The following is a 12,218-nucleotide window of genomic DNA, read 5'->3' as shown; positions in this document are numbered from 1 at the left end:
CTGCGCCAGCAGGTCGGCGACGCTCGGTGTACCACGCAGGTCGATGCGCAGCGCCTGGGCATTGACGAAGAAGCCGATCAACGCTTCGAGTTCGCTGCGCGTGCGGTTGGCGACAGGCGCGCCGATCACAACCTGGTCTTGACCGGACAGCCGCGACAACAGCACGGCCCAGCCGGCCAACACGGTCATGAACACGGTGGGCCAGCAGGTCGGCGACGCTCGGTGTACCACGCAGGTCGATGCGCAGCGCCTGGGCATTGACGAAGAAGCCGATCAACGCTTCGAGTTCGCTGCGCGTGCGGTTGGCGACAGGCGCGCCGATCACAACCTGGTCTTGACCGGACAGCCGCGACAACAGCACGGCCCAGCCGGCCAACACGGTCATGAACACGGTGGTGCGGTGACGCTGGCTCACCGCGCGCAGGGCGGCGGTGAGGTCCGCATCGATGACGCACTCGACACTGTCACCGCGATAATCCTGCAATGCCGGACGCGGGTGGTCGGTCGGCAGTTCCAGCAGCGCGGGTGCGCCGTGCAGGTGCTCGCGCCAGAAGGCGAGCTGGCGTTGCAGCAGCGGTCCGTCGAGCACGCGGCGTTGCCACAGGCTGTAGTCGGCGTACTGGATCGGCAGGGGCGGCAGCGGATTGATTGGGCTGGCCTTGCACGAAGGCGGCGTACAACGCGCCAAGTTCGCGAATCAAGATCCCAATGGACCAGCCATCGGAGATGCTGTGGTGCATGCCGATCAGCAAGCGGGGCTGGCCTTGCACGAAGGCGGCGTACAACGCGCCAAGTTCGCGAATCAAGATCCCAATGGACCAGCCATCGGAGATGCTGTGGTGCATGCCGATCAGCAAGCGGTGTTGCTGCTCGGCCAGCTGCAGCAGGCAGCCACGGATCAACGGACCACGGCTCAGCTCGAAGGAAGGGCGTGCGGGTTGCCTGTTCGGCGTGATGCTGTGCGGCAACCGCGGCATCTGGCGTGTGACGCAGATCGATGCGGGTCAGCGCGAAGCCGACATTGGCCGGCGCGATCACCTGGGTAGCACCGTCGTCGTTTGGCCGGCGCGATCACCTGGGTAGCACCGTCGTCGTTGGCGAGGAAGCAGGTGCGCAGTACCTCGTGGCGGGCGACGATGTGGTCCAACGCCTGTTGCAACGCGGGCAGGTCCAGCGCACCGTGCAAGTCCATCACGCCAGAGAGGGTGTACGCCTGCGCGGCGCGTTCGTCGAATTGCGCCAGGAACCATAGCCGTTGTTGCGCGAAGGACAATGGCAGGGGTGCATCTCGATCGGCTGGAACGATGGGCGGCAACGTACTGGCGGTAGCGCTTGCCAGGGCGTGAGCCAACTCGGCCAGGCGCGGTTGGGCGAACAAGGTCGCCAGCGGCAGTTCGTTCCACCCCCAATGCGCTGCGAATGCGCGACATCAGGCGCACGCCCAGCAACGAATGCCCGCCCAGGGCGAAGAAATTGTCATGCCGTCCGATGGACTCCAGACCGAGTAATCACCCCCAATGCGCTGCGAATGCGCGACATCAGGCGCACGCCCAGCAACGAATGCCCGCCCAGGGCGAAGAAATTGTCATGCCGTCCGATGGACTCCAGACCGAGTAATTCGTTCGCGCCAGATCGCGGCAATGGTGTGTTCGATCTCGCCCTGTGGTGCTTCATACGTCAACGCCGCATAGGCCGCCGCATCCGGTGCGGGTAATGCCTTGCGATCCAGCTTGCCGTTGGGGGTCAGCGGTGTTCGATCTCGCCCTGTGGTGCTTCATACGTCAACGCCGCATAGGCCGCCGCATCCGGTGCGGGTAATGCCTTGCGATCCAGCTTGCCGTTGGGGGTCAGCGGCAAGCGATCCAACTGCACATAGGCCGCTGGCACCATGTAATCGGGCAGTCCATCCGATAGCCAACTGCGCAATACGGCAGCATCAACAGCTTCGTGACCGACCCAATACGCCACCAGCCGCTTCTCTGTCCCTGCCGTCTCAAGCGCACGCGACGACCACGCACTCGCGCACCTCCGCATGCGCGCTCAAGCGCGCCTCGATCTCGCCCAACTCGATGCGGAAACCACGGATCTTGACCTGGTGATCGTTGCGTCCCACAAACTCAATCGTGCCATCGGCACGCCAACGTCCCAGATCACCGCTGCGGTACATCGCACCTCCGCATGCGCGCTCAAGCGCGCCTCGATCTCGCCCAACTCGATGCGGAAACCACGGATCTTGACCTGGTGATCGTTGCGTCCCACAAACTCAATCGTGCCATCGGCACGCCAACGTCCCAGATCACCGCTGCGGTACATCCGCCGCCGTTGGATCATCACTAAATGGATCGGCGAGGAAGCGCTCGGCGGTCAATGCCGCTCGATTGAGATACCCACGCCCGACGAGGAAGCGCTCGGCGGTCAATGCCGCTCGATTGAGATACCCACGCCCGACGCCATCGCCACCGATATACAGCTCGCCGACCACCCCAATCGGTACCGGTGCGCCGTGTGTATCCAGGATGTAGATGCGCACATTGGAAATCGGACGCCCAATGGGTGGCGCACCCGTCGCATTCGCATCACATTCATGCAAACAGGCGCAGACGGTCGTCTCCGTCAGGCCGTAGCCATTAATCAACCTTCTTCCTTGGCTCCAACGTTTTGCATTGGCAGCAGAGAGTATATCCCCTGCAACAATCATCGTCTGCAAAGAGACAAGCTCTTCAACATTCGATACTGTTGGCAACAGCGCAGAAGGCAATGCCGCATGAGTAATTTTTTTATTTTTTACCAACTCAAAAAAACAATCCCCAAGAACAATTTCATTGCCATATTGAATAAATAATTTTCCACCCCAGCATATCACCATACTAATTTCGAACATAAAAGAGTCGAAACTGAAAGAGGCAAACTGCAAGACACGACTATCGGAATTTAAGACTAATTTTTGTTTTTGAACGAAAGCCATGTTGACGACACTGCGATGCTCGTTCATCGCACCCTTCGGCATACCCGTCGATCCGGACGTGTAGATCACATACGCCAGATGACGCGAGGTCAGACCATTGGCATGGCGGTCAGGATTCTGGTCCGGCAGATGCTGCCAACGCTCGCCATCGGCTTGCAGATCGACGACCACCGTCGAGGCAGTCGGATTCTCGACCAAGTGGCGGCTGATGGTATCCGTCAACATCACTGCCGCGCCGCAATCGGACTGCATATAGGCCAGTCGCTCCGGTGGATAGGCTGGGTCCAGCGGTACATAAGCACCGCCAGCCTTCAATACAGCCACCACCGCCACTATCATCTCCACACTGCGCTGCACGCAGATTGCTACCCGGTCGTCCGGGCACACGCCCAATTCGCGTAGGTAATGCGCCAGACGGTTCGCACGTGCATTCAACTCGCCATACGTCAGCGCCACCTCGCCCTGCACCACCGCGATGGCCGACGGATCACGCGCCACCTGTGCCTCGAAAAAGAGTCGAAACTGAAAGAGGCAAACTGCAAGACACGACTATCGGAATTTAAGACTAATTTTTGTTTTTGAACGAAAGCCATGTTGACGACACTGCGATGCTCGTTCATCGCACCCTTCGGCATACCCGTCGATCCGGACGTGTAGATCACATACGCCAGATGACGCGAGGTCAGACCATTGGCATGGCGGTCAGGATTCTGGTCCGGCAGATGCTGCCAACGCTCGCCATCGGCTTGCAGATCGACGACCACCGTCGAGGCAGTCGGATTCTCGACCAAGTGGCGGCTGATGGTATCCGTCAACATCACTGCCGCGCCGCAATCGGACTGCATATAGGCCAGTCGCTCCGGTGGATAGGCTGGGTCCAGCGGTACATAAGCACCGCCAGCCTTCAATACAGCCACCACCGCCACTATCATCTCCACACTGCGCTGCACGCAGATTGCTACCCGGTCGTCCGGGCACACGCCCAATTCGCGTAGGTAATGCGCCAGACGGTTCGCACGTGCATTCAACTCGCCATACGTCAGCGCCACCTCGCCCTGCACCACCGCGATGGCCGACGGATCACGCGCCACCTGTGCCTCGAACAACTCGTGTACACAGGCATCGCGTGGATAATCCTTCGTCGTTGCATTCCACTCCATCAACAGCTGATGGCGCTCAGCATCGTCCAGCAACGGCAAACATCCAACAAGCTGATCTTCAGCGCCATTGGTCACCATCGCTTCCAACAAATGCTGCCAATGGCCCATCCATCTCTGCACCGTCGCATGCTCGAACAGCCCGCTGGCATAGGTCAGACTACCGACGATCCCCTCCTCACTCTCGACCAACGACAACGACAGGTCGAACTGCGTAATCGTTTGCGCAACACCAAGCCCACTGGTCTCGATCTCGCCAAGATCCAGTTCACCCTGCGGCGTGTTCTGCCACGCAAACATCACCTGGAACAGTGGCGCATGCGCCAGACTGCGTGGCGGTTGAATCAGCTCGACGACCTGCTCGAACGGGATGTCCTGATGCGCCTGCGCCTGCAGTGCGCGCTCCCTCAACGCGGCCAGCAATTGCGCCAGCGTCGGCGAACTCGACAACTCCACTCGTAACGCCAGCGTGTTGACGAATAATCCTTCGTCGTTGCATTCCACTCCATCAACAGCTGATGGCGCTCAGCATCGTCCAGCAACGGCAAACATCCAACAAGCTGATCTTCAGCGCCATTGGTCACCATCGCTTCCAACAAATGCTGCCAATGGCCCATCCATCTCTGCACCGTCGCATGCTCGAACAGCCCGCTGGCATAGGTCAGACTACCGACGATCCCCTCCTCACTCTCGACCAACGACAACGACAGGTCGAACTGCGTAATCGTTTGCGCAACACCAAGCCCACTGGTCTCGATCTCGCCAAGATCCAGTTCACCCTGCGGCGTGTTCTGCCACGCAAACATCACCTGGAACAGTGGCGCATGCGCCAGACTGCGTGGCGGTTGAATCAGCTCGACGACCTGCTCGAACGGGATGTCCTGATGCGCCTGCGCCTGCAGTGCGCGCTCCCTCAACGCGGCCAGCAATTGCGCCAGCGTCGGCGAACTCGACAACTCCACTCGTAACGCCAGCGTGTTGACGAAGAAGCCGATCAGCCCCTCGGTCTCCGAACGACTACGATTGGCCACCGGACTGCCGATGACGACATCATCTTGACCAGATAGACGCGATAGCAGTAGCGCCCAACTCGCCAGGAGCGTCCGTCATGTATAGCGTCAGGCCATGGCGCTGGCTCAGCGCTTTGAGTGCCTGCGTCCGCTGCGGATCATGTATAGCGTCAGGCCATGGCGCTGGCTCAGCGCTTTGAGTGCCTGCGTCCGCTGCGGATCGACGACCACCTTCAGCATCGCACCGGCATGGTCCTGTCTCGCTGGACGTGGACGATCTGTCGGCAGTTCCAGCAACACCGGCGCACCGGATAGCGTCTTGCGCCAATACGTGGCCTGCTGGTCCAGTACCTCGCCCACCAGCCATTGCCGCTGCCAGCTTGCATAATCCGCGTACTGGATTGGCAACGGTGCTAGCGGATCGGCTTCGCCACGTGCGAACGCCCGATACAACACGCTCAGCTCGTTGATCAAAACCCCCATCGACCATCCATCCGAGACGATGTGGTGCATGGTCACGAACAGCACGGATTCGTCGTCGGCAAGTCGTATCAGCCGGCCACGGATGAGTGGGCCTTGCTCCAGCGCAAATGGCGCATGTGCCTCCTCGGTCAGCAGTTTCTCAAGCGCTTCCTCACGATCAGGCACACCACGCAGATCGTGAGCGATCAAATGGAAGCCACTGTCTTCAGCGGCGATTTGCTGCAACGCCTGCCCATCGACGAGCGCGAAGGTCGTGCGCAGCGACGCATGCCGGGTCACGATACGATCCAACGCACGTTGCAGTGCTTGTGCATCCAGCGCCCCGTGCAGACGCAGGCCACCGCTGATGTGATACGCCTGACTGAGACCCTCGAACTGCGATAGGAACCAGAGCCGCTGTTGTGCAAAGGACAGTACGCGCGGCGCATCCGGCTGCAATGGCAGGATCGGCGGCAAGATCGCACCGGACGAAGAGGCCACGCACGCGGCAAGGTCCTTCAGCGTCGCATGCGCGAACAGCTCCGCCACGCCGATCTCGACACCCAATTCCTGACGCAGGCGCGAAGCAACTCGTACCGCCAACAACGAATGTCCACCGAGTGCGAAGAAGTTGTCGTGCCGCCCGATGCTCTCCAGACCCAGCAGCTCACGCCAGATCGCGGCAATGGCTTGTTCGATCGCGCCCTGCGGTGCTTCATACGCAGGCGCCGCATAGGCTGAGCCATCCGGCGCGGGTAATGCCTTGCGATCCAGCTTCCCAGCAGCTCACGCCAGATCGCGGCAATGGCTTGTTCGATCGCGCCCTGCGGTGCTTCATACGCAGGCGCCGCNCCTTGCGATCCAGCTTGCCGGCCATTCGGAGTCAGCGGCAGGCGATCCAACTGCATATAGGCGGCAGGCACCATGTAATCCGGCAAGGTATCCGACAACCAACTGCGCAAGCTTTCCGCGCCAAGATGTTCCGACGTCACACCTTCGGCAGCAACCCATTCGGAGTCAGCGGCAGGCGATCCAACTGCATATAGGCGGCAGGCACCATGTAATCCGGCAAGGTATCCGACAACCAACTGCGCAAGCTTTCCGCGCCAAGATGTTCCGACGTCACACCTTCGGCAGCAACCCAATACGCCACAAGACGCTTCTCGGTACCAGCCGCCGCACCCTCCAGCGCCAACACCACGCATTCGCGCACATCCGCATGCGCACTCAGTCGCGCCTCGATTTCACCCAATTCAATGCGGAAACCACGGATCTTGACCTGATGATCGTTACGTCCCACGAACTCAATCGTGCCATCGGCACGCCAGCGACCCAGATCGCCAGTGCGATACATCCGCGCCGTCGGATCGGTACTAAATAATGGATCGGCGAGGAAGCGTGTGGCGCTCCTCAGGTCCTCTCGATTCAGATACCCACGCCCCACCCACGCCATCGCCGCCAATGTACAACTCGCCCACCACCCCAATCGGAACCGGTGCGCCTTGTACATCGAGGATATAGATCTGCGTGTTCGCAATCGGACGACCAATCGGCAGGATCCCGGTGTTTTCCGACTCGGCGCAGTAACGCCAGGCCGTGACATCCACTGCCGCTTCTGTCGGCCCATAAAGGTTGAAAATCTCAGCTGATGGAAAAACCGCCTGGGCACGTTCTGCAAGCGCTGCTTGCTGGCAAGGCTTCGCCACTACAAATAACCCGCTTGACCCAGGAATACGGATCATGATCTTCGCCACTACAAATAACCCGCTTGACCCAGGAATACGGATCATGATCGCCAGCCATGCTCGACAAATGCCCGCAGCATCGACGGCACGAAATGCAGNATAAAGATTGAAAATTTCGGCTGATGGAAAAACTACCTGGGCACGCTCTGCAAGTGCAGACTGCTGGCAAGGCTTCGCCACTACAAATAACCCGCTTGACCCAGGAATACGGATCATGATCTTCGCCACTACAAATAACCCGCTTGACCCAGGAATACGGATCATGATCGCCAGCCATGCTCGACAAATGCCCGCAGCATCGACGGCACGAAATTGCTCGACAAATGCCCGCAGCATCGACGGCACGAAATGCAGGCAACGTGGTGACTTGCGTATCGCGGATCAACGTCTTCAGATACACCGGATCTTTGTATGGCCTTCTGATTCGGTCAACTGCATCCGCGCTGGCCTTCTGATTCGGTCAACTGCATCCGCGCACCGACCGCTCAGCAGCGGCCAGAACAGTTCCCAGACCGAGACATCGAAGCTCATCGGTGTTTTTTGTAGTTCCCAGACCGAGACATCGAAGCTCATCGGTGTTTTTTGTAAAACAACCTCGGATCGATCCAGCGTGTAGGCCTCTTGCATCCACACGAGACGATTGACGACGCCGCGATGCTCGTTCATCGCGCGCACCCTTCGGCATACCGGTCGATCCGGACGTGTAGATCACATACGCCAGATGCCGCGAGGTCAGACCAACGGTGGTGCGATCCGGATTACTGTCGGGCAGGTGTGCCCAGCGCTGGCCGTCGGCTTGCAGATCGACGACCACCGTTGGCCGTCGGCTTGCAGATCGACGACCACCGTCGAGTGAAGCAGTCGGATGCTCGACCAAGTGGCGGCTCGCGNGGCAGTCGGATGCTCGACCAAGTGGCGGCTCGCGGTATCCGTCAACATCACCACTGGCCGTCGGCTTGCAGATCGACGACCACCGTCGAGGCAGTCGGATGCTCGACCAAGTGGCGGCTCGCGGTATCCGTCAACATCACCACTGCGCCGCAATCTGACTGCATATAGGCCAGCCGCTCCGGCGGATAGGCCGGATCCAGCGGCACATACGCACGCACCCGCCCGCCCGCCTTCAGCACCGCAAGCACCGCCACCACCATCTCCACACTGCGCTGCACGCAGATCGCCACGCGATCATCCGGGCATACGCCCAACTCGCGCAGGTAATGCGCCAGACGGTTGGCACGCGCGTTCAACTCGCCATAGGTCAGCGACACCTCGCCCTGCACTACCGCGATGGCCGATGGATCGTGTGCCACCTGTGCCTCGAACAATTCGTGCACACAGGCATCGCGCGGATAATCTGCTGCCGTTGCATTCCACTGCGTCAGTACCTGATGCCGTTCAAAGTCAGGCAGAACATCGAAATCACACATTGCTGTCTCTGGCGCATAAGCAAGGGCATCGGCAAGCCCTTCCAACGCCTTCAACATAAACGCGGATATACGATCCGCAACCAGTGGACGCCGCGACTGCACCTTCAGTACAAAATCCGATCCCACATCGTCCACAGAAACGGTAAGCGGATAATTCGTTCGCTCATGACTCGATAGCGTGTCGATCCCCTTCCATGCCATCGCTTTGGTAGCACTATTCGCTTGGCCACTATGGCGGTAGTTGAGCAGCGAGGTAAACAACGGTGCCGGTACCGAAACACCACTGCAACGCTGTGCTAGCGACAGCGGCGCATGCTCGTGCTGCAATAGCCCGGCAAGGCGCTGTTGTACCAAACGCACGCTCTCTAGCACGCTAGCACTATTAATTTCGATGCGTATCGGCAAGGTATTGATGAACATTCCCAGTGCACGGCCGGCCCCAGCTCCGCCCTGCATACGTCCAAACAACACTGTCCCGAACACAGTACTCTCACGCCCAGTGGCCCGCCCCACCACTTGCGCCCAGGCCAGATGAAACAGACTGGCTACGCTCACGCCGAGCGTGCGTGCCTGACTCCGCAGCAATGCCGACAGCCGATCCGGCAACTTGAGCTGCACCTCTTCCACATCGGATCCATCGCCCTGTACATCAACCAGACCGAACGGCGCACAGGATTCATCGATATCACCGAGCATTGTGCGGAAATACGCCTCATGCTCCTCTTGGCTAACACCCAGCAGCACCTGCGCCACAAAATTACGAAACGGCAGGGGGGCAGGCAAGCTAGACGCTTCACCACACAAGTGACATTTAACCTCTTCCAGCACGATCTCCAACGTGGTGTGATCTAGAGCAAGGTGGTGACTGAGCAACTGCAGCAGCCAACGGCCATTGACCGGATCGTGCGTCGTAAAACCACGCATCAGCGGCGCCTGACGCACATCCATGCGCCAGTAGCGCGGATCGAAGCGCGATTGCAACTGTGCCGCTACATCGAAGTCGGTGTCATCCAGGCAAACCTCCTCGATCACCAGTGGCGCATGCCGCCACACGACCTGGACTGGTGCGGCAAGCCCTTCCCAGACCACCGCTGTACGTAGAATATCGTGACGATCGATGACACGCTGCAGCGCATCAACAAACGCGTCCAGACGCGAGCGGCTGTCGAACGCGATCAGGTTCGGCAATAAATAGGCATCACCCTCGCGCTGCAGCAGATGATGGAAGAAAATGCCTTCCTGTAGTGGAACCAGCGGATAGATGTCCTGGATATTGGACGATCCACCCTGGGTTATTTCAGAAATTACTCCAATTTCATCCAGTGAAATTTCTAAAATTGGCTCATCATTTCCAGGCAAATCCCTATCAATTTTTAAGAAATCCAACTTCCCACAAATTATCCACTCCATCAATAGTGATTTGTTATTTCTAATGAAATCCTGAATTTCAAGACTAAAATCCTCATCTCTGCATGAAATGATTAAATCAACACCATCATCACTCAATGACAGAGATATATTTTTTATTCTCAACTGAAGCAAGAAATCCCAGATTTTCATATCTTAAATTCTTTGATGGCCGCTTTATTTTTCTTTCTTGAAATTAATTCAACTTGCTTGCGCTGAATTTCTTCAGATGCTTTAGTAGCTAATGCGATAAGCGTCGGAGTAGTGAACAAGGTGTGCAAATCGACCTGCAATCCCTGCTGACTCATACGCTCGATCAGCGTCACTGCCAGCAAGGAATGTCCACCGAGGGCAAAGAAGTTGTCATACCTGCCTATCGTGTCGAGCCCAAGTAAGTCTTGCCAGATGGCGGCAATAGATTCCTCAATTGCACCCTGTGGTGCTTCATACGCATGTGTGGCATAAGCCGCACCTTCCGGCGCCGGTAACAACTTGCGGTCCAGCTTGCCGTTAGGAGTCAATGGCAAGCGATCCAACCGCACATAGGCCGCTGGGATCATGTAGTCCCTCAATGACAGAGATATATTTTTTATTCTCAACTGAAGCAAGAAATCCCAGATTTTCATATCTTAAATTCTTTGATGGCCGCTTTATTTTTCTTTCTTGAAATTAATTCAACTTGCTTGCGCTGAATTTCTTCAGATGCTTTAGTAGCTAATGCGATAAGCGTCGGAGTAGTGAACAAGGTGTGCAAATCGACCTGCAATCCCTGCTGACTCATACGCTCGATCAGCGTCACTGCCAGCAAGGAATGTCCACCGAGGGCAAAGAAGTTGTCATACCTGCCTATCGTGTCGAGCCCAAGTAAGTCTTGCCAGATGGCGGCAATAGATTCCTCAATTGCACCCTGTGGTGCTTCATACGCATGTGTGGCATAAGCCGCACCTTCCGGCGCCGGTAACAACTTGCGGTCCAGCTTGCCGTTAGGAGTCAATGGCAAGCGATCCAACCGCACATAGGCCGCTGGGATCATGTAGTCCGGTAGCACACCCGACAGCCAACTACGCAAAACCTCTGGACCGATGCTCTCGGACGTCACACCCTCGGCAGCGACCCAATACGCCACCAGCCGTTTTTCGGTACGCGCCAGATCATCAAGCGCGATGACAACGCATTCGCGCACATCCGCATGCGCACTCAGCCGCGCCTAAACCTCTGGACCGATGCTCTCGGACGTCACACCCTCGGCAGCGACCCAATACGCCACCAGCCGTTTTTCGGTACGCGCCAGATCATCAAGCGCGATGACAACGCATTCGCGCACATCCGCATGCGCACTCAGCCGCGCCTCGACTTCACCCAATTCAATGCGGAAACCACGGATCTTGACCTGATGATCGTTACGTCCCACAAACTCAATCGCGCCATCGGCACGCCAGCGACCCAGATCACCAGTGCGATACATCCGCGCCGTCGGATCGGTACTAAATGGATCGGCGAGGAAGCGTGCGGCGCTCCCCAATTCAATGCGGAAACCACGGATCTTGACCTGATGATCGTTACGTCCCACAAACTCAATCGCGCCATCGGCACGCCAGCGACCCAGATCACCAGTGCGATACATCCGCGCCGTCGGATCGGTACTAAATGGATCGGCGAGGAAGCGTGCGGCGCTCAGGCCCTCTCGATTCAGATACCCACGCCCCACCCACGCCATCGCCGCCAATGTACAACTCGGCCATCGCCGCCAATGTACAACTCGCCCACCACCCCAATCGGAACCGGTGCGCCTTGTACATCGAGGATATAGATCTGCGTGTTCGCAATCAATCGCACGACCAATCGGCAGGATCCCGGTGTTTTCCGACTCGGCGCAGTAACGCCAGGCCGTAACATCCACTGCCGCTTCTGTCGGCCCATAAAGGTTGAAAATCTCCGCTGATGGAAAAACCGCCTGGGCACGCTCTGCAAGTGCTGCCGGCAAGGCTTCGCCACTACAAATAACCCGCTTGACCCAGGAATACGGATCATGATCGCCATGCTCG

Annotated in this window: 13 protein-coding genes and 3 pseudogenes; all 16 read right to left on the bottom strand. The window is 58.2% G+C overall.

Features of this window, described 5'->3' with window-relative positions:
• Window positions 1-688, bottom strand: a 688-nt coding sequence (locus tag XANALMUS060_RS22285; protein ID WP_235430555.1) for a condensation domain-containing protein, incomplete at its 3' end; no start/stop codon positions are given.
• Window positions 689-713: 25 nt separating this feature from the next.
• Window positions 714-977: pseudogene (locus XANALMUS060_RS22740) on the bottom strand (condensation domain-containing protein); the annotation flags it as partial.
• Entirely contained in the window at window positions 914-1,273 is a 360-nt protein-coding gene (locus tag XANALMUS060_RS22735) for a condensation domain-containing protein (RefSeq protein ID WP_255352393.1), read from the bottom strand. The pseudogene XANALMUS060_RS22740 and the gene XANALMUS060_RS22735, both read right to left, overlap by 64 nt.
• 470 nt (window positions 1,274-1,743) lie before the next feature.
• Window positions 1,744-1,968: a hypothetical protein gene (locus tag XANALMUS060_RS21430; RefSeq protein ID WP_045739266.1), complete on the bottom strand. Its 225-nt coding sequence runs from the start codon at window positions 1,966-1,968 to the stop codon at window positions 1,744-1,746.
• 25 nt (window positions 1,969-1,993) lie between these two features.
• Window positions 1,994-2,167 carry an AMP-binding protein gene (locus XANALMUS060_RS22270; RefSeq protein ID WP_235430554.1) on the bottom strand — a complete coding sequence of 58 codons (174 nt, stop codon included), beginning with the start codon at window positions 2,165-2,167 and terminating at the stop codon, window positions 1,994-1,996.
• Between the two features lie 129 nt (window positions 2,168-2,296).
• Window positions 2,297-3,463 (bottom strand): amino acid adenylation domain-containing protein, encoded by a 1,167-nt coding sequence (locus tag XANALMUS060_RS15870; protein ID WP_045739265.1) that lies wholly within the window; start codon window positions 3,461-3,463, stop codon window positions 2,297-2,299.
• Window positions 3,412-4,626, bottom strand: a complete 1,215-nt coding sequence (locus XANALMUS060_RS15865) for an AMP-binding protein (RefSeq protein WP_082065196.1) — start codon at window positions 4,624-4,626, stop codon at window positions 3,412-3,414. Before XANALMUS060_RS15865 ends, XANALMUS060_RS15870 begins: the two co-directional genes overlap by 52 nt.
• A pseudogene (locus XANALMUS060_RS22265) lies at window positions 4,530-6,281 on the bottom strand (condensation domain-containing protein). Before XANALMUS060_RS22265 ends, XANALMUS060_RS15865 begins: the two are co-directional and overlap by 97 nt.
• 301 nt (window positions 6,282-6,582) lie before the next feature.
• Window positions 6,583-6,948, bottom strand: coding sequence for an AMP-binding protein (locus XANALMUS060_RS20680; protein ID WP_045739263.1), 366 nt, complete (start codon window positions 6,946-6,948; stop codon window positions 6,583-6,585).
• Window positions 6,949-6,967: 19 nt separating this feature from the next.
• On the bottom strand, window positions 6,968-7,693 hold the full coding sequence (locus XANALMUS060_RS20675; RefSeq protein WP_255352392.1) for an AMP-binding protein: 726 nt from the start codon (window positions 7,691-7,693) through the stop codon (window positions 6,968-6,970).
• A 36-nt stretch (window positions 7,694-7,729) separates the two neighbouring features.
• A complete protein-coding gene (locus XANALMUS060_RS22260; protein ID WP_045739261.1) occupies window positions 7,730-8,005 on the bottom strand; it encodes a hypothetical protein in 276 nt (91 codons plus the stop codon).
• A gap of 272 nt (window positions 8,006-8,277) precedes the next feature.
• Window positions 8,278-10,326 (bottom strand): condensation domain-containing protein, encoded by a 2,049-nt coding sequence (locus XANALMUS060_RS15835; RefSeq protein ID WP_082065194.1) that lies wholly within the window; start codon window positions 10,324-10,326, stop codon window positions 8,278-8,280.
• Window positions 10,323-10,799, bottom strand: coding sequence for a phosphopantetheine-binding protein (locus tag XANALMUS060_RS15830; protein WP_045739259.1), 477 nt, complete (start codon window positions 10,797-10,799; stop codon window positions 10,323-10,325). Before XANALMUS060_RS15830 ends, XANALMUS060_RS15835 begins: the two co-directional genes overlap by 4 nt.
• On the bottom strand, window positions 10,796-11,374 hold the full coding sequence (locus XANALMUS060_RS21420; protein WP_082065193.1) for a phosphopantetheine-binding protein: 579 nt from the start codon (window positions 11,372-11,374) through the stop codon (window positions 10,796-10,798). Before XANALMUS060_RS21420 ends, XANALMUS060_RS15830 begins: the two co-directional genes overlap by 4 nt.
• 6 nt (window positions 11,375-11,380) lie before the next feature.
• The gene (locus tag XANALMUS060_RS23095; protein ID WP_343122986.1) at window positions 11,381-11,899 is read right to left on the bottom strand and encodes a hypothetical protein; all 519 of its coding nucleotides are present in this window, start codon (window positions 11,897-11,899) and stop codon (window positions 11,381-11,383) included.
• A 105-nt stretch (window positions 11,900-12,004) separates the two neighbouring features.
• A pseudogene (locus tag XANALMUS060_RS23090) lies at window positions 12,005-12,218 on the bottom strand (AMP-binding protein); the annotation flags it as partial.

The sequence above is a fragment of the Xanthomonas sp. MUS 060 genome (assembly GCF_000963215.1).
Taxonomy (GTDB): Bacteria; Pseudomonadota; Gammaproteobacteria; order Xanthomonadales; family Xanthomonadaceae; genus Xanthomonas_A.
The sequence above is the reverse complement of the archived record's forward strand: the minus strand, read 5'-3'. Positions and strand labels throughout refer to the sequence as shown.